Here is a 22,648-nt window from a genome sequence, read left to right as displayed (position 1 = left end):
ACTCAGTAGGCGTTTTTTTCTCCTTTGAACACATTGTAAACCGTCAGGAAAATAATGTATAAATCCAGGGTAATACTCCAGTGTTCCAGGTACCACAAATCGTACTCGACCCTTTTCTTGATATGCTTCAGCTCCGTGATTTCTCCACGGTAGCCATTCACCTGAGCCCAGCCGGTGATACCGGGTTTCAGATAATGACGGATCATATAATGTTCCTCCAGAGCCTGAAAATCTTCGTTATGTTTTAGCATGTGTGGCCTGGGTCCTACTATACTCATTTCCCCTTTAAGTACATTCAGGAATTGCGGAAATTCATCCAGGCTGGTTCTGCGGATAAACTTTCCGGTCCTGGTTACCCGGCTATCGTTTTTAGTAGCCTGAACCGCCTCGGTTTCCTTATTTATACGCATACTCCTGAACTTATAGCACCAAAACGGTTTATTATCTTTTCCACTGCGAAGCTGGGAGAAAAAGATGGGTCCGGGAGATTCCAGATAAATTAAAATTCCCAGAAGTGGTACTAACCAGGAAAGAATAAAAATGAGAACAAAAAGACTAAATGCAATATCAAATGCCCTTTTGGTAAATTGATTAACCACCGATTGAAGCGGCTCGTTGCGTAGGGTTAAAATGGGTAAATCATTAAGCTGGTCCAACTGAACGGGGCGGTCAATTAAATTTCTGAAATCGGGTACTACTCTAAACCGGATTAGTGAAAGGTCTGCCTGGTCCATTATTTTATATACCTTGGCATTGTTCTCCGGCATTATAGTCGAATAAATTTCATTGATTTTTAATTCTTCCGATATTCTTAAAGTGTCACTTAAATTGTTATATACCGGATAATCAGCAAAATCTTTCTCCACCGTCCTGTCATCCACATAGCCCAGAATTTTAACATTAAATTCTTCCCGCTCAATGTAGGAGGCAAGTTTTCTGGATACGGAATTGTAACCCAGAATCAAAATTCTTCTTTTGGAGTGTACTTCCCTTTTAACCCATTCTTTAATTACTATATACAGGAATCGATTGAATATTAAGATAGAAAAGAAAAACAGCAAACTGTAGTAGACCAGGGAAGAAGAGAGCGGAATGAGGCGGGGTATGTAAAGGTAAAACAAAACCAGGAGGAGAAATACAAAAGCGGTCCAGGTGGTTTTTTTTAGAAATCTTTTAAAATTTGTTATTGCACTTGTGAAATACATCCCCCCCAATAAACTCAAAATAATCCAGAACCAGTTTGCTATTCCCCAATACTGAAAGTAGCGGAAATATTGGGCGGATATTTCATTTTCTTTGAAAAGACTTTGAGCAATTATATAGCCAATATTGAGGCCAATTAAATCAATGAGTATAAAAAATATTTGTAAAAACCGCTTGTAAGAATTATCCATACGCCTACTGTCAATTTACTTTCTACAGAAAAGGAAGATTTATTTAGGAAGTTAAGTAGGTGTGGTGAACCGTGGAAGATATGACACCATATCATATAATAGCGGTAATATTACACCAATTAAAACATTTCTACAATAGGTAAAAAATAAATTGACTTTCAATTGTAATTCATCTTCGATATGAAGTAAGTTTACGTTGGTAATGAATGTAGAACATCTCAAAAAAGTAAGATTTCAATACCAGCCTTACATTCTGTTTGAACAGTACGGATACGGGCAATTATCTATGAACGCTATTCAAACTGCATGTTAATTCCTTTTGTTATTCAATAAATATAGCATACTGCACATGAAACCAGCACCTTTTCCCGAAAATGAGCCGAACCGCTTAAAGGCTTTGTATGGGTATAACATCCTCGATACCTTATCTGAGGGGGTTTATGATGACATTACCAGGTTAGCTTCCGAAATTTGTGGTACTCCCTTTTCGTTGATTACATTGGTTGATAAGGATCGTCAGTGGTTTAAATCCAAACAGGGGATTGAATTACCTGAAACGCCACGTGAGCATTCCTTTTGTGCACATGCAATTTTAGAGCCAGATGAAGTATTCATTGTACCTGACGCCCGCTTTGACGACCGTTTTATGGACAACCCACTCACCACCGGTGACCCCCACATTATCTTTTACGCGGGAGTACCCCTCGTGGACAATGACGGTCACGCTTTGGGTACTTTATGCATTCTGGACAGTCGCCCCCGGGAGTTAACGGACCAGAAAATTATGGCCCTTAAAGCCCTGGCCAATCTTGTTAATGTTCATTTTGAATTAAGGAAGACCAGACTTGAGCTGGAACGAACCCTTGACAAAATAAAAAATGTCAACGAGGGGCTATCGGCCGGAGATATGAAAATACAACAAATCCAGCCTCTGCTTGATCCCTTGCTTTCTGATGTGGAAACTTTGCTTGAAAATGACCCGCGCGCCGATCAATTCCAAAAGCTGGGATCCATTCAAATGGTCGTCCATTCCCTTAAAAGGATGGTCAGCGATTCAGATTCGGCCCCGGCAAAGTAACTTTGGGCAGCTAAGCTGGAACTACTAAAAAGGACTCAGCGAGTAAACGCCGGGTCCTTTTTCTGGTTTTATTGGGTACTGTATCTCCGTTTTATACAATATTTTTTTGGCGTCGGTATTTATGGTCATAAATATCCTCAAAATGCTCGGCGTATTGGTCAATAATGCGATCCCACCGGTAAATTTCATCTATTTTTCTTCTATTCTCCGAAATCAAGTTTTGAAATTTCTCTTCTGATTTATCCACTTTTTGCAAATGCGCCGCTACTTCTAAATGGGATGTAAAGTACAGCGCGTCTTCTCCCAGAATATACCGGTTGAAGGGGTTGTCGTTGGCACAAATGAGGCTACTTGAGGCCATTGCTTCCAATAAAGACGGATTGGTACCTCCTACGGTATGGCCGTGAAAGTAAACATTAGAAAAATGTCGGAGGTTGTTAAGGGTTTGTAAGCTATAGATCCCTCCCACAAACCTGATGTTAGCGTTATCAGCAAATTTCTCTTTCAGGAAGGCACCGTATTTAGTTTCGTGTTTGCCGACTACCAGAAAGGGCTTGGCTACTTCCGATGCTGATACCCCTTTTAATATGGTATCAATACTATTTTCAGGTTCAAGCCGCGCAATAAGCATACTGTACTCGTAGGGATCAAGTCCATAGGGTTCAAGCTCACTTACATCCGGGTCGTTAAACAAATGGGCACCATAGGGTATGAATACTGACCTAACTTTGTACTTTTCCTGGAGGTAATCCTGTATACCAATGGAGTCAGAGATAAGGTAATTGCTTTGCTTCACGGCCAACTTTTCGGCTTGTTTCAGAAACTGCTGTACGGGTTTTGAAAACTTGGTCCGGCGCCATTCCAAACCATCCATGTTGGTAGTCAGAATGTACTTATCAGGTACCAGGTTCCCCCAAACCGAGCTACTGGTATAGCCCAGTTGTAAAATAATATCAAAATCCCGCTTGCGGACATCCATGATACAATTGAAATCATAAAAGAACTGACCAACGGTACCCATTTTACCTTCGGGGTCCTGGGCATGGATAATTTTTACCCCTTTCCATTCCTTTTCCTGGTACGGATGCGAGTGTGAATTATAGACTGTTACCTCAAAGCCCTTTTTTATTAATCCCAGCGCCAGGTACTCGGCGGCCTGTTCAAACCCACCGTAGTTATTGGGGATTCCTCTTGTTCCAATGATCGCAAGTCGTATCATGCCTTATATTTAAAATTACTGATTCAGCTCCGTATTTTTTATTTATCCCGATCAAAAGTCTGGTTATCCTCCGGTGGGTACTTTATTTTTTAGTCCATAAAGTAGTCATTCACTCTGAAGCTCAGGCTCAACAAACAGGGATTTCATGGCAGTAGTAGTATCCCTGAGCATTTCAATCAGGTTTTCCTGTTCCGGTGTCGGACTGCTTTGGCTTAACATGTCTATTTCATTCAGTACCGTATCAACCAGTGGTACCGCCAGCATGAGCCGGTCATTACTCTCCTCAAGGTGTATGTTTGCCAATCTTAATTCAAAATGCGCCTGCACTAACTTTGCCAGTGACCTCAGCGAAATCTTCTTTTCCTCACTGAGCTGACGAGGCTGGGTGTCAATAACACATAGCGCGCCTATTGGCTGACCATCGGAATCAACCAGAGGCATGCCGGCGTAAAAAATTATCTGGTGTTCTCCGGACACCAATGGATTATCGTGAAATCGGTTGTCCTCCCGGGCGTCGGGTACCATAAATAACTCCTGAGGATCAAGGATAGCGTGGGCGCAAAATGAAAGTTCCCTTTCAAATTCTTTGAGTTTGGTACCCCGGGTTGACTTGTTCCACTGCCGATTCTCATCAACCAAACTCAGTAAGGAAACGGAGGTTCCGCATATTTCGGCCGCAATTTTTGTAATATCGTCATACATTTCCTCCGAAACCGTATCGAGGAGCTGGTATTTTTTTAACGATTTTAATCTTTCGGCTTCGTTTTCTGGCTTAGGGGCTGACTGCATAGGTCGGTAATTGTAATGATTATAAAATCTGGTCTATTTGAATGCATTAGTATTTAAATCTGAAACAGAGTACCCAAATCTCCGGTATATGAATTTTTAACTATCCCTATTTTCTAGTACAATTTTATAGGCCGCCAGCGTTTGCTCGGCGGCGTGTTGCCAGGTATAATTTGCCAATATGTACTCCTTAAGTTGAGGGACTACGGGTTCCCGCCAGGCTTTAAGTACCGCCTCCCGAATGGAAGAAATATCATCCGGTTCGCAGTAGTAAGCCATATTCTGAAAGTACTCTTCAGTATCACCCTTGCGGGTAATAACCAGGTTACAATCCAGTACGCCCGCTTCCAGGGAACTCAGTCCGGTGGTTTCAAACCAGCTCGGCAATACATGTACCCGGGCCGCTTGGTAGAGCGAAGCCAGCTCATGGTGGTGGATATGGTCAATAAACTTTACATTACCGGCACTGGCTCCCAGTTGCTTACACTGGTGATAGTAGTCAATGTGGTTGGGGGAAGGTTTTCCAATAATGGTCAGGTGCAGGTCAGTCCCCTGCAGGGCTTTGATGAGGTTCAACTGGTTTTTTCGCCCCTCAATTCTACCCACACAAAGTACGTGATCCTTAAAATCATTATTGGGTTCTATGGAATTGTTAAATAAGGCCGGATCAATGGCGTTCACCACCTTCTGGTACCTTTGATTTACCTTATACAGATCCACAAAACGCTGGTATTCACTGTGGGAATTGGGAAGCAGCATAGCGGCATTCTCAGCAAGGTACTTGATTGACTGGTGCTGTCCGTGCCGGAGGTAGTACCCTGACTTTATCTTTTCCTTGTTTTTTACGCTTCGCGCCAGGGTTTTAATGTACTCAATCTGGTCCCGGTCAAAAACGCTGTTCATTACTTTGAGTACACCTCCCCGGTTTTTCTTCTCGTACTCAAAGTAGTCGACGAAAATGGTTGAAATGACGTAGGGTTGGCTGGTACTCTGGACGTGGGGAAGAATGTCATCTGGTCGAATAATATTGAAAAAATGCAGCAGGTCGTAGTCGTTGTACTTTAGATGTTCATTACTGAGTTGTATGTCTACCTGCACGCCCAGCTCGCGGAGGTACTTTGCCGTCATTTCTATCTGGGTGGTATCTCCCCCCGGTGAACTAAACAGCGTACTCCTGGCAATCATTAATATCTTCATACCAAATAAATCAAGTACTTATATGCTGAGGGTTGGGCCACTTAGATTTTCAGTTAACATCCAGGGGAATAAAAAACGAGAACTGCGTAGGCAATGGTCAAGGTACTATTTTATATTAATTCCCGGATAAATAACCAAGGGAATACTGCTGATTAATTTTAAAATAGGCTCTTTGTTTTTGATCAGGAGTATAGGAACCATACACCAGGTAAGCAAAGAGCATGGCAAAGGCCTTCGCAACTTTAAGACCATATTTTACCTTACTCTGCTGTAAATCAATGATACGCTCCGACCGGCCGAGTTGAAAAGAATATGTAAATACATACTCTTTATTAAGTTTATTGTTTATTTTATGGTAAACAATCAGCCCCGGATCGTACCAGATGTTATAGCCCAGGTTCTTGGCCCGGTCCAGGTAATCAATCTCTTCTCCTCCCGTGAGTGTATTCCCTTTTCTACCCAATTCAGGATTATACCAGCCGATTTTAAGGGCAGCGTCCTTTCGCATGGCGTAGTTTGCACCCATTAATTTTTTGGTGAGAATACGTTCGTTACCCAGATCAAAAATACTTACCAGGTAATAAAACTTCCGGGGAAGCCACGGAGGTACCTCCACTTTAAAGGGCAGTACTTTGCCACCCGCTATTTGAACGGAGGCATCACCAAATAGCGCATTGCCCCGGTCCAGGTAGTTGCTTTCTATGTCTATATCATCGTCCAGAAACACCAGTACTTCATTTTTTGCTTCTTCAATTCCTCGGTTTCTGGCGTGCGACAAGCCTTGTTTTAGCTCTTTATAGTACTTAAATACAGGTATATGCGCGTATTGCTGAGCCACCTGGGCGGTGCCATCCGTTGAATTATTATCCACCACAATCATCTCATACTCAAACCGGTTGCCAAAATGATTCCAAATTGATTCAATGGTTTCTTTTAAGTAATCAACTCTATTATAAGTACAGATTATAAGACTGAAGGTAGGCATTTTATAAGAGCGGACTTTCGGAAGTTTATATCACTGAATCATGACTATTGAATACTTAAAAGTAACTAAACATCCCATGAATACAACAATCAGGCCGGGAATTCATGGTGCTGTTTCGACCTGATTACCTTCTGCCAGATGTTTGTCGCATTTTTTGCGGACGTTACCCGAAGTACTTCCCTTAAGTACCAGCTACCTTATCCTTCAAATTACTAAGCTTACTATTTATCCTGCCTTTTCCTTTTAGGCGGGTATTCTCCCGGCTGCCTTCTCCAATATTTTTTAGTGCTTCCGGCCGTCAACACAGCAATCAAAATTAAAACACATTTTTCAAACTATCGGTCAGGATCATAAACCTTGATGACCGTTTACTAAGTTGACGGATTAATTCTGGTTTTTTATGAAAACAAGGCTTAATTTTTGTATAAAAATATTACTAAACGCACCCGAAACCTAACTTGTATCCCCTTGAAAAAAAATGTACGCCCGCTGAAAATTTCCTTGTACCTGGCGGCTGCCTGCGTTGCAATCGCCGGTTGCCAGACCTTGACCGAGCCGGTCAATGAAAACATTAATTCAGCCCTGGAATCTGCCCGGCTCACGAATAGAATTGTTTCAAAAGCGCTACGAACCGCAACCGTAGAAAGTACTCCTGATTACGACATTAATGAAGCTACCCTGTTAAACTCTGGTTGGAAAAAAACCTTTGATGATAATTTCGATTCTTCTCCGGCTAATGCTAACTCCCAATGGAATGTATGGGTAGGCGGCGCTTTTAATAATGAGCTGCAAATGTACACCGCCGATGCCGAAAACCTGGATGTGATCGCTGACCCGGCCAACAGTGCCAATAAATGGCTTGTTATCAAGGCCGTTAAGGAAAACGTTACCGGGCCCAGGTACCGGCAGGATGTAGATGCTACCCCTACTGACTTTAAGTTCACTTCGGCCCGCCTAGAATCAAAGTCCCGATTTACCCCAACCCGAACCGAAGGTCAGGTCAGGATGATGGCGCGCATCAAACTACCTTCTGGTTATGGCATCTGGCCTGCCTTCTGGGCGTACGGAGACAAATGGCCCACTAACGGAGAAATTGATATCCTGGAGGCCCGAGGTCACAAGCCCAATGACTACCAGACCAACTATTTCTATGGTCGAAAAGCTAACCAGAATCTGGTTGAAAATCAGGAAACCTACCTTAACACCCCCAACAGCCTACAGGAAAGCTGGCACGTCTACGAAGTAATATGGACAAAGGAATCCCTGACTTTTTTACTTGATGGTAATGTAGTGGACGTAAAAACCGGTGGCTACGTACCCAATCTTTTTGGAAAGTTAGAGATGCTTACCCTGAACATGGCCGTGGGTGGAGATTTCTTCTGGGAAGAAGGTAGTATACCCACCGCTGACCAGATTGAGATTGGCCCAAACGACGGAGTTATGCTGGTAGACTGGGTAAAGGTTTTTGTGAAGAAATAAGGACATAATATTCTGGGCGGGAAGGGATCGACTGATGTTGTCCCTTCCCGTTTTTTAAAACCTCTCTATTCAAAAAAGATAAAATTAAAGGGAGAAGTCTGGGCGGCAGAGTTGTAAATAGCCCGGTAAAAAAAGGCCAGCATCATTAGGGCAATGGTACTTCCCAGGACTACTTTGGGGATTTTTTCGGTAGCGCTGGCAAACAAGTAATAGCACAAAAAACTTAAAATCAAGACTCTGAAATTGAGCAGGTAGTCATTGGTCCGGGCCAAAATGAAATTATCGTAAACGATACGATCCATAAAAGCCCCGAGGAAGTAGATGTTATAGTACTTGTAAAAATCGTATGATTTAAAGGTAGTTTTAAGCTCGTCGCTGTACCAGATGATGGACATATCCAGAATGAAGAAAAGGATGCGGGCGGTACCCGCCCCAACGGCCCCTTCCTCCGTAATCTCATACATATAATCCAGATTCTCTACGTAATACCCATAGCCAATCAGGGAAACAATCGGAGAAGCAATTTCCAGGGCTATGGCTAATATCTGGGAGGCAAAAACGGTAACAAACAGCAAAAGAGCTATTTGAACGTACTTGTTCTTGAACCAGTCGAAGCCCAGTAGTGGAAATAGGGCAATGGCAATAACAATGCTTTTGTGAAAGCTAAAACCGAGCAGGCAATAAAGCAGGGCCCGTAAGTACTGTTTATCGATAGCAAGGTTCAGAGCGTAAAAAAATAGAAAATAGGCCAGCGTCTGCCGCATAATGTTCATACTACTGAACATAAGCAGGTAGGTAAAAAAGAAGAAGATGTACCAGGGAATCAGAAAGGAGAATTTTTCCAGCGATTTATAGAAAAAAAGGATCTGTAAGAAAGCCAGAATTATAAAGAGAAAGGCATAATGGGCCCCTAAAAAGTAAAGAAAATAGTTGAGCCATTCGTAGCCAAATTCAATTTCGCGGGGATAGATCCCCGTTTGCTTTAATTCAAGGTACCATTCCAGATAGGCCTCATAATCGATACCAACGTAATACCGGCAGCCGATAATAAACGAATACAGGATTATAAGCAGGAGCAGATTTGCTCCCCAATAGTGATAGGGTTCGGAGGTTAGAAGTACGCTTTGCTTGTTGGTAGTAGTTTGAACCGAAGGCAATGACAACAGAATCATACCTACCATTAGCAGTGTATAGAATATATAGGTACCTGCCATCCTTAGATTTCCAAATTTTTTAGTGTAAGGTGAAGCATTCAGAAACTTGCCCAAAGTTATCAAACTACCCAGAGCATTTATCAGGCCGTACTGAGTCAGTAGGTTTATTTTTACGGATTTGCATAAAAAAGAACTGCCGCCGCAGCGACAGTCCTTTCTTATACCTAAGTCAATTAATACGGTTTAGCCTGGTGCGATTTTTCTTCGGCATCTTTCACCCCTTCGCTCGATTTTGCTGAACCAATGGGTCCGCCCGAATCATCCGTTTTCGGCAAGTTCTTCAATCCTTCCGCTACGCGACGGCCGTACTCTTCGTCACATTGGGTGAATAACTCAACCATGCGGTCCTGGATGTGCTTTTGCGCGGGTCCTAAAGTATTAACCAGGTTCCTGATCAGCTCCTCACGTTCCCAGTCCTCAAAAAGCCGGAAGCGTTCACCCGCCTGCTTAAAATCGTTCGTGCGCTCCAGGGGCTTTCTAACCAGCTTACCCTCAATTTGAGGATTGTATTCATTACCCTCGGCCGGTGCTTCTTTCAACCCGTTAAGAGAAGAAGGCTCATAGTTAACGTGCGGATTGGCACCCGGGGCCACATCTACGTGGTAGGCCATTTGCCCACCCCGCTGATTGGTAGCTACCCGTTTTTTGGGTGCATTAATGGGCAGGTGCAGGTAATTAGCCCCCACCCGGTAACGCTGGGTATCCGAGTAGGAGAGCGTGCGTCCCTGTAGCATTTTATCATCTGAGAACTCCAGTCCATCGACCAGAACCCCCGTTCCAAACGCGACCTGCTCTACTTCGGCGTGGTAGTCCTGCGGGTTACGATCCAGCACCATCCGCCCAACGGGCAGCCAGGGAAACTGGTCTTCGGGCCACAGCTTGGTATCATCCAACGGGTCAAAATCCAGTTCCGGATGGTCATCATCACTCATTATCTGTACCAGCAGTTCCCACTCCGGAAAGTCGCCCCGCTCAATGGCTTCATACAGGTCCTGAGTACCGTGGTTGAAGTTTTTGCCCTGAATCATTTCGGCTTCTTCCTGGGTCAGGTTCTTTATTCCTTGTTTGGGTTCCCAATGGTACTTAACCAAAACCCCCTCGCCGTTCTCATTGACCCATCTGTACGTATTTACGCCGGAGCCCTGCATTTGCCGGTAGTTGGCGGGTATACCCCAAGGTGAAAACAGGAAAGTAATCATGTGCATTGCCTCGGGCGTGTGACTGATAAAGTCAAAGATTCGTTCGCCGTTCTGGATATTAGTAACCGGGTCGGGCTTAAAGGCATGTACCAGATCCGGGAACTTCATAGCGTCGCGGATGAAAAAAACTTTCAGGTTGTTGCCCACCAAATCCCAGTTACCGTCTTCAGTATAGAATTTTACCGCGAAGCCGCGGGGGTCCCGCAGGGTTTCGGGCGAGTGCCCACCGTGAATTACCGACGAAAACCTGACAAAGACGGGCGTACGCTTTCCTTTTTGCTGAAACAGTTTGGCGCGGGTATAGTTGGACACCGGCTCATCACCTGCTGTACCGTAGGCTTCAAAATATCCGTGAGCACCGGCTCCCCTGGCGTGAACTACCCGTTCCGGAATCCGCTCCCGGTCAAAGTGGGTTATCTTCTCCAGGAAATTATAATTCTCAAGGGTAGCCGGGCCACGGCTTCCTACCGTCCGGATATTCTGATTGTTAGAAATTGGATGTCCCTGCCGGTTGGTTAGCGTGTGGTCATCCCCGCCTTGCTGCTGCCCGTTACCAGAATTGGATTCCTGACCATTTCCTGGCTTATTTTCTTCATTTTCCATACACACAAAGTTTTGTTTCTGACTCCTAATCAACATCCCGAAAAAAAAAGTGTTTTACAAAAACCGGATTTATAGTTAATTAAACAGATGTGGAAGCACCGGTACTTCGGGGTCATATCTTTATATCCAATGGAATTTGAAACCTGATTTTACTTTTTTCTCTAATCAGTGCTTTCAAAGAGTTTACCAAACAGGCACATAAGCTAACAGCCAGATTAAGAGGCTCTTTTGGAATCTTATCCACAATCCATTCACGTTTCTGTACAATTATTTTCCTTATTTGTCACTCATCTTCCATCTCCTCCTGGCTCATACCGGTTTAATACTGCTCTGGCTTTATGCCTCTGCCTACCCCAAAATACTTGATTTTGATTGCTTTTACCCATTTTTGGATGAAAGACCATTTCTTTCTTTTGATTTGGGTGGAGTTTACCCGTACCTGTTTGCGTATAATGGCACAGTATTTTTTAACTATATCATATAATACAAGTGTATTGTATAACCTTTAACTTATTTAAGCTATGCGATTTATAAGCACAAAAGCTCACGGAGCTTTGGATTATCTTACGGGACTCCTGCTAATCGCTTCGCCATGGTTATTTGGATTTAATAATGGAGACGAAGCACAGTGGGTTGCGATTGGTGTTGGTGCGGGGCTTCTGCTACTTTCAATCATGACAGATTATGAAGCCGGTGTAATGAAGACCGTAAAAATGTCTACGCACCTAACTATGGATGTTGTTGCCGGTATATTCCTGGCTGCTTCACCCTGGTTGTTCGGCTTTGCCGACTACGTATTTTTGCCACACCTGATTATTGGTATTATGGAAATTGGTGCCGGTCTGATGACCGATCGGGTACCTTATCACCACCACGAAATAAGCCACGGTCATAACCATTAATCTGGAATGGTAAACAAAAATCAAAATCAGGCAGCAGGCCTCGGACATTTGTCTGGGGCCCGCTGCTTTTAAGGGTATTGTGGTCCTTTTAGCAGCTACTCCTCCCGTACCCCAAAGTATAGCCCTAACCTTTTGTCACCGGAAAATTCCTTTCATAAATTTTTTCTCCCATATATATGATATATCATATACATTTAAGGTATTATTTTCAAATACGCCCGATGTTATCCCGTATCCTCTTCTATTCCATAGAAAAAGCCATCAAGCGCTACCGCCAGTTTGCCCAGGCCTCCCTTGAGCAGGCGGGCTTTAGCATTACGATTGACCAATGGCTCGTCCTGAATGTAATTCAGGAAAAACCCGACTCGACTCAACTGGAAATTGCCGAACGTACTTTCAAAGACCAGGCCTCCATTGCCCGAATAATTAATCTGTTGATTACCCGAAAATTGCTTAGCGTAGGTGGTCACCCCTCCGACGGACGCCGTAGCCAAATGGAAGTAACGGCCGAAGGAAAACAGTTACTTGATGACATTATGCCTACGGTACTTAGTAACCGGGCCATTGCCCTGCGGGGAATCAATGAAGAAGAAATTGCTCAACTACAGTACCTGCTCGAGAAGATTTTTAATAATTGTACCAATCAAAAATAGCCATGAAAAATATGTACATGAGTTGTCTGTTTCACCTGATTAGTTGGGTTCTGATCCTAGTACCCGGGGCAAGTACCCAGGCGCAGGGCTTGTCAACCCTAACCGGCCAGGTCGCTGACCCGGCCGGTGCAGCCGTGGAGTTTGCCACGGTTACCCTACACAGGTCTGCCGATTCCGTGGTTGTGAAGAGCGATTATTCTAATGAAAATGGTGAATTTAAAATGGCTGGCGTATCCGGAGGTAACTATTATGTACAGGTTTCTATGGTGGGCTACAAGCGCTTTATTTCAGCTCCGCTAGCAGTGACAGTGTTGCCTGGCGCTGAGGCAGGTACTTTGTCCGTCCTTAAAGTACCTGCTGTTACGCTGGTACCAGCCGGAAGTACCTCTCTCAAAGAGGTGACCATACAGACCCGTAAACAACTTTTCGAGCGGGAATCGGACCGGATAATTGTGAATATTGAGGGAAGTCCATTGGCTGCGGGGGCAACCTCCCTGGAAGTACTTGCCCGCTCACCGGGTATAACGATTGACCAGAACGATAACATCAGTATGCGGGGCCGGCAGGGGGTACTCGTTTTACTGGACGGAAAAATGATACCCATGACCGGTACCGAACTGGGAAATATGCTCAGGTCCATGCCCGCTGAACAGCTCGAAAAAATTGAATTAATTACCAATCCTCCGGCCCGGTACGAGGCAGCCGGTAGCGCGGGAATAATTTCGATTAAAACCAAAAAAGATACCCGACTGGGTACCAACGGCAGCGCCAACCTAAGCTACGGTCAGGGGCAGTTTGGGCGGTTTACCTCGGGAATATCCCTGAACAACCGGCAAAAGAAAATCAACCTGTTTGGTACCTACAATTACAGCAACCGCTCCGGATTTTCGGTGCTGGACCTCCAGCGTGATTTTTTTGTAAACAACCAGCTGGCCGGGAGCAGCAAGCAATACAACTACCAGGAAATGCCTCTGCGGTCTCATTCTTTCCGGGGAGGTCTGGATTATACCCTTTCAAAAACTACCATGGCAGGCTTTACCGTGAGTGGGCTGTCGAATGAAATCCTGGTAAATGGCACAAACGATACACGTACCTTTGACAGAGCCGGACAACCGGAAGCGGTATATACATCGGTAAACGAGCGGTCCATAAAGTCCCCCAACCTGGTGGCCAACCTGAACCTGAAGCACACCATGGGCAAGGGAGGAGAATTAACCACCGACCTCGACTATGCAAAGTACCGCAGTGAGCGACTTCAGGAGCTTACTACCCGCTTTACCTTGGGTGGTATTCCTTCTCCGCTGGTACTCAAAGGCGATCAAACGGGTCTGCTTACCATAAAATCCGTTAAGGCTGATTATTCCAAAGCCCTGCCCAAACAAACCCGCCTGGAAACCGGAGCAAAGCTCAGTTGGGTACATTCGGACAATGACGTACTGTTCGTCAATATACTGGAAGGACGCTCCCAGATTGACTCCGGAAAAACCAACCATTTTATCTACGACGAAAATATAATAGCGGGATATATCAATTTGAACAGGAAGTTTAAAAAGTCGACCGTACAAATAGGTTTACGGGGTGAGCAAACCAACGCCACCGGCCTTCAGGCCATTGGCGACGAAGGTTTTGACCGGCACTACTTCCAGTTATTTCCGAGTGCTTCTTTCAAACATTCCATCACTGAAAAGCACGAAGTAAGTATGTCGATGAGCCGCCGGATTGACCGTCCGTCTTACAACCAGTTGAATCCGTTCCGCTCCTACATTGATGCAACTACCTACGGGGCCGGTAACCCTTCTCTGCTTCCCCAGTTGAGCTACAACATGGAGGCTGCTTATACGCTTTTGCAAAAGTATACCGCCTCTTTCAGCTATACCAATACCAGTCACCCCCTGATCAGCGTGGTGCAGCCCGCTCCGGATGGCGATCGGCTGGTGGTATCAACGTTCAGAAACCTGACCCGCCAGCATTACTACGGGCTTACCCTGACCGCACCCGTGGAACCCGCCAAATGGTGGCGTATGTATAATAATGTGGTGGGGTACTACGGGGTATTTGTCGGCGATTTGGCAGGTACTTCCCTCAATGCCGGACTTCCCGCCTTTTCCCTGAGCAGTAACAGTACCTTCACCATCGGGAAAGGCTGGTCAGCCGATTTGAACGCCACTTACCAGTCGCGAGAACTCTATGGCTTCCTGACGGTAAGGCCCCTGGGACAATTGACCGCTGGCTTTCAGAAAAATTTATTCAATAAAAAGGGGCTTCTGCGCGTGAACGTTACCGATATTTTCTACACCAACCGGGTAAGGGCGACCTCTTCTTACAATAACTACGTGGAGCGATTTAACCAGCGACAGGACTCCCGGGTCGGTACCCTATCGTTTACCTATCGGTTTGGCCGGGAAACAGTACCTCCCACCCGTCGGAATATGGGTGGAGCAGAAGAAGAAAAACGCCGCGCAGGATAGGTTTGTCTATAGTTTAAAAGTAAAATGTTAGGTAGAGAGGATTTTGCTGTGGAGCAGAATCCTCTTTTTTCTTGGAAAATCTAATTGTCAAGATTTATTCAACCTATAATTCATAACAAAAGTATTAAACCAAGTTTAGGCTCTTTTATAAAAATGTTTAACATGGTTGCTCAGGTTACCAACTTCGGGTACTCCCTATATTTTCTTAGGAAAAATCAGGAACTCCGGAAGATCTGGTAAGCCCAAAGGGAGAAAAAATTTAAATATCAGGATTAGGTTTCCTCTATTTATATTTATTATTGTTGAACTTTAACAATAGGTTAAACAACATTGTAAAATAATCAGGATTTTCCTATGCTCAAATCAGCCCCGCTTCTACTGCTCCTGTTATTAATGAACCTGAGCTTTCTTTTCCTGGATCCTACGGCCATAACCCAGCCGGTACCTGTCGATGAGGTAGAACTTCGGATAGTACAAAACGAAGCAGAAGAAACTATCAGCATTTTCAGAAAGGGGGAAACATCCCCCATCCTGACCCAACACGCCAAGGCAAATTTCCGGCCCTACCTGCACCCCCTGGTGGCCCCCGACGGTAAAGGTACCTTAACTGAATATAGCCCCGGTCACCATAAGCACCAAACCGGCATATACTGGGGGTATACCCGGGTAAACGGACGCGATTATTTTCATCATCCCGAAGGAGATTACTGGCAAAGGGTATCCGCCAAAGTACTGGAAACAAAAGGCAGCGAAGTAAAATGGCAAACCGTTTATAACCTTCTCGATTCCACCGGGCAGGCCGTCCTTACCGAAACCCAGACCTGGTCCATGCGACAGAAAGATGGCAGATATTTACTGGACCTGGAATGGAATGGAGAAGCTAAAACGGATGTGACCATTGGCAAATATGACTACGGCGGGCTGTTTGTACGGATGCCCTGGAAAGCCGGTATCAAAGGTGAAGTAGTCAATGCCGCCCGCCAGCGCAATGAAAAAGCCGAAGGGCAGCCTGCCATGTGGGTAGACATTGCCATGCAGGTAGAAGGCCGCGATGACCTGGCGCATATTGCCATTTTTGACCATCCTGAAAACAAAGGGTACCCCCAGACCTGGCGGGTTGACGGTCAGCTGGGAGCCGGTCCGGCCCGCGCCAGAAAAGGCGACTGGCACATTAAAAAAGGAGAAACCGAAGTGATTAAGCATCAGCTGGTGGTATATACCGGGGTGCTCAATGACGTGGAACTTACCGGCATTTTTGGAGAATTCATTGGAAACAAGGGTACCTATAATACCGCAGCTTTGTGGGCCATAGCCCAAAAGGAGGGCCGGGAAGCCAAATTTCTGAACGCGCAGGAGGCCGTAGCCGCCATGACCGTCAAGGATGGGTACCAGGTCAACGTATGGGCCTCCGAACCCATGATGACCCAACCGATGGCCTTTTGCTGGGATGACCGCGGCCGGCTCTGGATTGCCGAAAACAAAGATTATGAATCGAGGGGTAAAGGTTTTTCTAACGCGGGCGACAGCCGAATCCTGATTTTGGAAGATACCAATGGCGATGGTACGGCCGATAGCCGGAAAGTGTTTCTGGAAGGTATCGCCTTTCCTGCAGCCCTGGCGGTAGGTTTCGACGGGGTGTTTGTGGGTGCGCCGCCCAATTTGCTCTTTGTACCCGATAAAAATAAGGACGATAAAGCGGATTTGGACGCGATTGAGGTACGACTTACGGGTTGGGGTATTCGTGACCGGCACGAAACGTTGAATAGTTTCCATTGGGGCCCCGACGGTTGGTTGTATGGCCTGCAGGGCTTCGCCACTCCTTCCAAAGTAGGTAAGCCCAAAGGAAAAGGTAAACTCTACAAACACAGGGATGCCTTTCCGGAAGATATACTGGAGGGCGACGGGGTAGATATTAACGGAGGCGTATGGAGGTACCACCCAACCAGGGATATTTTTGAAGTAGTTGCCCATGGATTCAGTAATCCGTGGGGAATTGATTACAACGCGAAAGGGCAGCTCCTGATGACTGCCTGCGTTATTCCGCACCTTTGGCACGTAATACCCGGGGGGATTTACCACCGGCAGGGCGGGCAGCACTTTAATCCGTATGTATACGAAGATATAAAAACCATTGCCGACCACAGCCACCGTTCGGCCCACGGGGGAGCCCGGGTGTACCTTTCCGATGCCTTTCCCGAGGCGGAACGGGGTAAGCTGTTTATGGCTAATATCCATGAGCATGGCGTGCTATCGGATGTACTTCAACCCAGGGGTTCAGGATACAGCGGAAAGCACAGTGATGATTTTATGATGGCGAACAATGCCCAGTGGGTTGGATTTAGTATGGAGGTAGGTCCCGAAGGGGGTCTTTACGTACTGGACTGGCACGATGCCGATATCTGCGGCTCGGATGTACTTAATTCAGAAACGGGACGGATTTTCAGGATAATGCCCAAGGTTTCCCAGGCGCAGAACTGGAAAGGACGATACACGGACCTAAACGCCATGACCGACGCCCAGCTGGTTGATTTACAAACTTCCCCCAGCGAATGGCACGCCCGCCGGGCCAGAATTATTTTACAAAACCGCGCCTGGAAAAATTCATTAGCTAAAGGTACCCACGCCAGCCTTCGTAAACTATACCAGGGTGATTCCCCGGCAGATTATCGTTTGCGTGCTTTCTGGACACTGAACGTAACAAAAGGTCTGGACGGAAAGGCCCTGCTGGAAGCCCTGAATGACAAGGATGAATACGTCCGCTCCTGGGCCATTCAGTTTCTGTGTGAAGATAAAAAGCCAACGGCCGAGGCACTGGAAAAATTCAACCTGATGGCCCGGTCCGATAAATCTGCCGTGGTGCGGTTGTATCTGGCGTCGGCCTTACAGCGTATTGAACCCGCTAAAAGATGGGCCTTAATAGCGGCTCTGCTGACGCATCCGGAAGACGCGCAGGATCACAACCTGCCCAAAATGATCTGGTATGGTATGGAGCAAATCGTGAAGGAAAATCCCGCCCGGGCACTGGCCCTGGTAAGCCAAAGCCAGATTCCAATGGTGGCCCAGTTTACCGCCAGGCGCTGCGTCGACGCCGATGCCATTGACCCACTGGTAGCTTCCCTCACCAGTCTGCCAGTAGCCCTGACCAGTCTGCTGGAAGGAATGCGGGACGGATTGGAGGGGAGAAATGATTTTAAAACCCCCGCCAATTGGAATAAGGTCAGGGAGCAATTGGAAAAACAGGGCAAAACGACCGCTGAACTGGTCCAAGGAATATCCCGTCAGTTTGGGGATACCGAAGCTGCCCAGAATAATCTGGCTACTCTGAAAAATGAGAAACTATCCGCCGATCAACGTCGCAGGGCCATTCAGGCCCTGGCGCAACAACAGCGCCCGGAACTGGTAAAGGTACTTCCTGCCCTGCTGGATGATTCCAGCCTTCGGCTGGAAGCCATCCGGGCCATGGCCGGATTCGACAGTGAACCCCTGGCCAAAGGATTAATAGACCGCTACGCCTCGTTGGCACTGGCTGAGAAATCGGAAGCCATCCAGACGCTAGCTTCCCGTTCCAGGTCCGGTTGGTTGCTAACCCAGGCTATATCAAAAGGTATCATCCCCAAAAAAGATATACCGACCTACACCGCCCGACAGCTGCGCCGGGTGGTGGGGAGTGGCTTTGTGGAGGTGTGGGGCCCAATTGACCACGTAGCATTTGACGAAAAAGCGTATAAGAAGTACCGTACCCTGCTTAACGATAAAGCTATTTCCGCTGCCAGTCCAAACCAGGGCAGACTGGTTTTTCAGCGTACCTGTGCTCCCTGTCATACCCTGTACGGGGAAGGCGGAACCCTGGGACCTGACCTCACGGGCTCCAATCGCTCCAACCTGGACTATTTGCTGGGGAATATCCTCGACCCCAGTGGTGAAATACAGGATGATTACAAAATGGTGGTAGTAACCACCCGCGATGGCCGTACCTACGTAGGGAATGTATCAAAGGAAACGGACCGGCAGCTAACCTTACGAATCGTAGGGCAGGAAGCGGTAGTACTTAATAAATCCTCCATTCAGACCCGGGAAGCGACCCCGGCTTCCATGATGCCTTCGGGACTACTGGATGCTTTATCGGACAAGGAAGTTTCTGAGTTAGTGGCATATTTAAGAACCGTAAAGCAGGTTGAACTACCGAAATGATTATTGACTGAATAATCATACTTTTTTTAGTAAAATCGGTGTTTGATGTAAGGGTAGAATCCAATCACATTTGTTTTTGATTGGTATATCCTTTACTGAAAGAAGTCAACTGTATGAATTGCAATAATAATACAACATTAAAAAGTACCCTGTTTGGCACCCTGACAATCCTGGTTTGTTTGGGTTGTGGTACCGGGCAGGAGAAAAAAGGAGACAGTACAAATCTGGCCGTGGAAGAAACTCCCACGGCTAAGGGCGATACGAGCAACATGGTCTGGATAGAAGGAGGTACCTTCCTGATGGGCAATGACGAATTTCCGGATTCACGTCCGGTACACGAAGTAAAAGTAGCTGGCTTTTGGATGGACCCCCACGAAGTGACCAACGCCGAATTCGCTAAGTTTGTTGAAGCTACCAACTATATAACGGTGGCCGAAAGACCGCTTAATCCGGCCGATTTCCCGGGTGTCCCGGCGGATAAGCTGGTACCCGGTTCTGCGGTATTTACGCCAACGGCTCAAAGGGTATCGCTGGATAATCCGCTGCAATGGTGGACCTATGCACCAGGTGCCAGTTGGCGGCAACCCGAAGGTACCGGAAGTAGTATCATAGGCCGGGAAAATCTTCCGGTAGTACACGTCAGCTTTGAAGATGCGGTGGCCTACGCCAAATGGGCCGGCAAGCGACTACCTACCGAAGCAGAATGGGAGTATGCCGCGCTGGGTGGACAGAAAAATAGTACTTACTACTGGGGTGAAGAATTAAAGCCACAGGGCAAATGGGTCGCCAACATATACCAGGGCAACTTCCCCGATAGCAATACCCAGGAAGACGGATTCGCCGGAGCGGCTCCGGTAAAGTCATTCCCGGCCAATGGGTACGGGCTGTTCGACATGGATGGCAACGTATGGGAATGGTGCAGCGACCTCTACCGCCCCGATTATTACGCCAATTCTGCCAAAGAAAATCCCAGGGGTCCCTCCAGCAGCCACGACCCGGACGAGCCCGGAACCGTCAAATATGTCCAGCGGGGAGGTTCCTTTCTTTGCAGCGACCAGTACTGCGTGCGTTATAAAGCGGGCAGCCGGGGAAAAGGCGAAGTTAGCAGCGGTAGTAATAACCTCGGCTTCCGTTGCGTAATGAACAGGTAAATTTATTTGGGCACCTTTCCGTTCGGCCCAACATGAGGGTATCTTCAATCGAAAAAAACATTATGACCATCTAACGGAAACTTCGCAAACAGATGGACGAGGCCGTCCGGGAAATGCCCTTGAAAACCTGGGTTTAGGAGGGAACATCTGGTAGTTTACTGAAAACCGGTGACCTAAACTTTTACTAACCGTTCAACCCGTTGGCACTGGCCCAATCAGAGATCGTTGCCATTTTCTGGAATAAAAGGCTGCCCCCAGATAACAATTGAAAAAAAGTGGCCGAGATTAGAGGTAGAAGCCCTATTTTGTCGTCCGTACAGAAAGAATAGCCGCTTATTTCCTACCCGCCTTAGGTTGTACACAACCCGCAAAAGCGGGAAGAACAGTATACTTGGGAAACGGTGGCCTTCTCTTATACACAGTAAGACTAGAAAAACTTTAAAATGACGCAGCAGACCTACAAAACGTCTAACTCCTCCCACTCCTACGTGGATCTGAAATCGGTAATTGATACCAGAAACCTCAGCTGGCTCCAGTATACCACCATATTTATCTGTTTTCTGATGAATATGCTGGATGGAATGGATGTATTGATTATTTCCTATACCGCCCCCTCCATTGCCGCCGAATGGACCATCAGTTCCGAAACGCTGGGTTTGGTATTCAGTGCCGGATTATTAGGCATGACCGCCGGGGCCATGTTCCTGGCGCCAAAAACGGATATTATTGGACGTAAGCCCATGATTTTACTGAGCGCCATTCTTATGGCAGGCAGTATTTTCGCCACCGCCTACGCCAATTCAATCGTGCACCTGGTTATCTTCCGTTTTATCAGCGGACTGGGTATCGGTTCCATGCTGGCCAGCACGCCTGCGCTTACTTCGGAGTATACGCCCAACAAAACCAAAGACTTTTGGGTCAGTCTGGTTATCAGTGGCTATCCCTTGGGCGCGTTCCTGTCCGGCCTGGTGGCCGCCTCGGTTATTCCTACCTACGGCTGGCGAACCATGTACCAGGTAGCTGGTGTTGCCACGGCCATCACTATTCCTCTTATTTACTTTCTGCTGGCTGAGTCCCTGGATTTTCTTTACAAAACCCAACCCAAAAATGCGTTGGTGAAGTCAAACCGGATCCTCAGCAAAATGGGTCTGGATCCGCTTACCCACATGCCTGATGTCAAAAAGGAGGCTGTGAAGGTATCGTCCTTTAATTCCCTGTTTACTGATGGCCGGAAAGGAGCAACCATTGGTTTGTGGGTCGCCTTTTTTATGTCGTTCGTTACACTTTACTTCCTTACCAGCTGGATTCCCAAGCTGGCCGCCAACACCGGCCTGAGCCTTGAATTGGCTATTTACGCCGGTACCGTATTCAACCTGGGTTCCTTTGCCGGTATACTCACGCAGGGTTACCTATCCGGCCGGTTTGGCCTACGGAAGGTAATAGGTACTTTCCTGATCATGACCGCGCTGCTCATGTTTACATTTAGTGCATTTTCGGGCTCTATTCTGGTACTGGTACTGTTTGGTTTAATTGGATTTGCCATCCAGGGAGGCTTCGTGGGCCTTTACTCGGTAGCTGCTCGTATATACCCTACCGAAGTACGTACCACTGGCATTGGTTGGGCAATTGGGGCGGGGCGTATCGGGGCGTTGGTGGGCCCGTTGCTGGGCGGATTACTAATTGGAATGAACGTTTCCACGACCATCAACTTCCTGATCTTTGCCATTCCTGCCATCGTGGCTGGTATTGCCACCTATATGATTAAATCCAAAGATGTAAGCTGATCGATCTGCTTCAGAAATATCATAAATCATATATGAGAAATTCGCCCTGCGCGGCCCTTAGGGGCACCGGGCAGGTACCTTGAAATCTTTATTGCCGGGCGGCGGTTAAGTAGGTGAGAAGTAACAGCAAGGCCAGTACCATGGAAATGACCAAAGAAGAGTTTGACGAACGTTTTGTAGAAACCCTGGACGCGTTATTGGTTTCGATGGCGGAAAGCCCGGAAATAGACGTAAACAAATTTTATAACATGACCTGTATCCTGGAAAACCTGCGTTTTTTCAGTCCGGTCTTGTTTGCCACGATACAGAACGCCCGCCAATAATAACTGAGGCTGAATAGGGAAC

16 protein-coding genes are annotated in these 22,648 nt (G+C 46.6%); 9 read left to right on the top strand and 7 right to left on the bottom strand.

Annotated elements, in window-relative coordinates:
* Positions 1-2: 2 nt before the first annotated feature.
* The gene (locus VGN67_RS21305; RefSeq protein WP_327488936.1) at positions 3-1,394 is read right to left on the bottom strand and encodes an undecaprenyl-phosphate glucose phosphotransferase; all 1,392 of its coding nucleotides are present in this window, start codon (positions 1,392-1,394) and stop codon (positions 3-5) included.
* Positions 1,395-1,743: 349 nt separating this feature from the next.
* On the opposite strand from VGN67_RS21305, the gene VGN67_RS21300 reads away from it, so the two are divergent.
* On the top strand, positions 1,744-2,472 hold the full coding sequence (locus VGN67_RS21300) for a GAF domain-containing protein (RefSeq protein ID WP_327488935.1): 729 nt from the start codon (positions 1,744-1,746) through the stop codon (positions 2,470-2,472).
* A 91-nt stretch (positions 2,473-2,563) separates the two neighbouring features.
* Here VGN67_RS21300 and VGN67_RS21295 read toward each other — a convergent pair whose 3' ends face one another.
* The 4 genes from VGN67_RS21295 to VGN67_RS21280 all read right to left on the bottom strand — a co-directional run bounded on the left by VGN67_RS21295 (position 2,564) and on the right by VGN67_RS21280 (position 6,659).
* Positions 2,564-3,691, bottom strand: coding sequence for a DUF1972 domain-containing protein (locus VGN67_RS21295; RefSeq protein WP_327488934.1), 1,128 nt, complete (start codon positions 3,689-3,691; stop codon positions 2,564-2,566).
* A 105-nt stretch (positions 3,692-3,796) separates the two neighbouring features.
* The gene (locus VGN67_RS21290; protein ID WP_327488933.1) at positions 3,797-4,480 is read right to left on the bottom strand and encodes a GAF domain-containing protein; all 684 of its coding nucleotides are present in this window, start codon (positions 4,478-4,480) and stop codon (positions 3,797-3,799) included.
* Positions 4,481-4,576: 96 nt separating this feature from the next.
* Positions 4,577-5,674, bottom strand: a complete 1,098-nt coding sequence (locus tag VGN67_RS21285) for a glycosyltransferase family 4 protein (RefSeq protein ID WP_327488932.1) — start codon at positions 5,672-5,674, stop codon at positions 4,577-4,579.
* Between the two features lie 115 nt (positions 5,675-5,789).
* Positions 5,790-6,659 (bottom strand): glycosyltransferase family 2 protein, encoded by an 870-nt coding sequence (locus tag VGN67_RS21280; protein WP_327488931.1) that lies wholly within the window; start codon positions 6,657-6,659, stop codon positions 5,790-5,792.
* Between the two features lie 468 nt (positions 6,660-7,127).
* Here VGN67_RS21280 and VGN67_RS21275 point away from each other — a divergent pair, with 468 nt between their 5' ends.
* The gene (locus VGN67_RS21275) at positions 7,128-8,138 is read left to right on the top strand and encodes a glycoside hydrolase family 16 protein (protein ID WP_327488930.1); all 1,011 of its coding nucleotides are present in this window, start codon (positions 7,128-7,130) and stop codon (positions 8,136-8,138) included.
* A gap of 65 nt (positions 8,139-8,203) precedes the next feature.
* Here VGN67_RS21275 and VGN67_RS21270 read toward each other — a convergent pair whose 3' ends face one another.
* Positions 8,204-9,352, bottom strand: a complete 1,149-nt coding sequence (locus VGN67_RS21270; RefSeq protein WP_327488929.1) for an EpsG family protein — start codon at positions 9,350-9,352, stop codon at positions 8,204-8,206.
* 173 nt (positions 9,353-9,525) lie between these two features.
* Positions 9,526-11,154: a catalase gene (locus VGN67_RS21265; RefSeq protein ID WP_327488928.1), complete on the bottom strand. Its 1,629-nt coding sequence runs from the start codon at positions 11,152-11,154 to the stop codon at positions 9,526-9,528.
* A 521-nt stretch (positions 11,155-11,675) separates the two neighbouring features.
* Between VGN67_RS21265 and VGN67_RS24635 the strand changes: the two genes are divergently transcribed.
* The 7 genes from VGN67_RS24635 to VGN67_RS21225 all read left to right on the top strand — a co-directional run bounded on the left by VGN67_RS24635 (position 11,676) and on the right by VGN67_RS21225 (position 22,626).
* Positions 11,676-12,056: an SPW repeat domain-containing protein gene (locus tag VGN67_RS24635; RefSeq protein ID WP_422664347.1), complete on the top strand. Its 381-nt coding sequence runs from the start codon at positions 11,676-11,678 to the stop codon at positions 12,054-12,056.
* 221 nt (positions 12,057-12,277) lie between these two features.
* Positions 12,278-12,709 carry a MarR family winged helix-turn-helix transcriptional regulator gene (locus VGN67_RS21250; protein ID WP_327488927.1) on the top strand — a complete coding sequence of 144 codons (432 nt, stop codon included), beginning with the start codon at positions 12,278-12,280 and terminating at the stop codon, positions 12,707-12,709.
* 2 nt (positions 12,710-12,711) lie between these two features.
* Entirely contained in the window at positions 12,712-15,177 is a 2,466-nt protein-coding gene (locus VGN67_RS21245) for an outer membrane beta-barrel protein (RefSeq protein WP_327488926.1), read from the top strand.
* A gap of 354 nt (positions 15,178-15,531) precedes the next feature.
* Positions 15,532-19,368, top strand: a complete 3,837-nt coding sequence (locus VGN67_RS21240; protein WP_327488925.1) for a PVC-type heme-binding CxxCH protein — start codon at positions 15,532-15,534, stop codon at positions 19,366-19,368.
* 113 nt (positions 19,369-19,481) lie between these two features.
* Positions 19,482-20,519, top strand: coding sequence for a formylglycine-generating enzyme family protein (locus VGN67_RS21235; protein WP_327488924.1), 1,038 nt, complete (start codon positions 19,482-19,484; stop codon positions 20,517-20,519).
* 443 nt (positions 20,520-20,962) lie between these two features.
* Positions 20,963-22,303, top strand: a complete 1,341-nt coding sequence (locus VGN67_RS21230; protein WP_327488923.1) for an MFS transporter — start codon at positions 20,963-20,965, stop codon at positions 22,301-22,303.
* Between the two features lie 140 nt (positions 22,304-22,443).
* A complete protein-coding gene (locus VGN67_RS21225; protein ID WP_327488922.1) occupies positions 22,444-22,626 on the top strand; it encodes a hypothetical protein in 183 nt (60 codons plus the stop codon).
* The last annotated feature ends 22 nt before the right edge of the window (positions 22,627-22,648 follow it).

The sequence above is a fragment of the Telluribacter sp. genome (assembly GCF_035998675.1).
Taxonomy (GTDB): Bacteria; Bacteroidota; Bacteroidia; order Cytophagales; family Spirosomataceae; genus Telluribacter.
The sequence above is the reverse complement of the archived record's forward strand: the minus strand, read 5'-3'. Positions and strand labels throughout refer to the sequence as shown.

Coding starts and splice junctions, on each gene's coding strand:
- VGN67_RS21305 (WP_327488936.1), bottom strand. CDS start 1,394: ATGGATAATTCTTACAAGCGGTTTTTACAAATATTTTTTATACTCATT.
- VGN67_RS21300 (WP_327488935.1), top strand. CDS start 1,744: ATGAAACCAGCACCTTTTCCCGAAAATGAGCCGAACCGCTTAAAGGCT.
- VGN67_RS21295 (WP_327488934.1), bottom strand. CDS start 3,691: ATGATACGACTTGCGATCATTGGAACAAGAGGAATCCCCAATAACTAC.
- VGN67_RS21290 (WP_327488933.1), bottom strand. CDS start 4,480: ATGCAGTCAGCCCCTAAGCCAGAAAACGAAGCCGAAAGATTAAAATCG.
- VGN67_RS21285 (WP_327488932.1), bottom strand. CDS start 5,674: ATGAAGATATTAATGATTGCCAGGAGTACGCTGTTTAGTTCACCGGGG.
- VGN67_RS21280 (WP_327488931.1), bottom strand. CDS start 6,659: ATGCCTACCTTCAGTCTTATAATCTGTACTTATAATAGAGTTGATTAC.
- VGN67_RS21270 (WP_327488929.1), bottom strand. CDS start 9,352: ATGGCAGGTACCTATATATTCTATACACTGCTAATGGTAGGTATGATT.
- VGN67_RS21265 (WP_327488928.1), bottom strand. CDS start 11,154: ATGGAAAATGAAGAAAATAAGCCAGGAAATGGTCAGGAATCCAATTCT.
- VGN67_RS24635 (WP_422664347.1), top strand. CDS start 11,676: ATGCGATTTATAAGCACAAAAGCTCACGGAGCTTTGGATTATCTTACG.
- VGN67_RS21250 (WP_327488927.1), top strand. CDS start 12,278: ATGTTATCCCGTATCCTCTTCTATTCCATAGAAAAAGCCATCAAGCGC.
- VGN67_RS21245 (WP_327488926.1), top strand. CDS start 12,712: ATGAAAAATATGTACATGAGTTGTCTGTTTCACCTGATTAGTTGGGTT.
- VGN67_RS21240 (WP_327488925.1), top strand. CDS start 15,532: ATGCTCAAATCAGCCCCGCTTCTACTGCTCCTGTTATTAATGAACCTG.
- VGN67_RS21235 (WP_327488924.1), top strand. CDS start 19,482: ATGAATTGCAATAATAATACAACATTAAAAAGTACCCTGTTTGGCACC.
- VGN67_RS21230 (WP_327488923.1), top strand. CDS start 20,963: ATGACGCAGCAGACCTACAAAACGTCTAACTCCTCCCACTCCTACGTG.
- VGN67_RS21225 (WP_327488922.1), top strand. CDS start 22,444: ATGGAAATGACCAAAGAAGAGTTTGACGAACGTTTTGTAGAAACCCTG.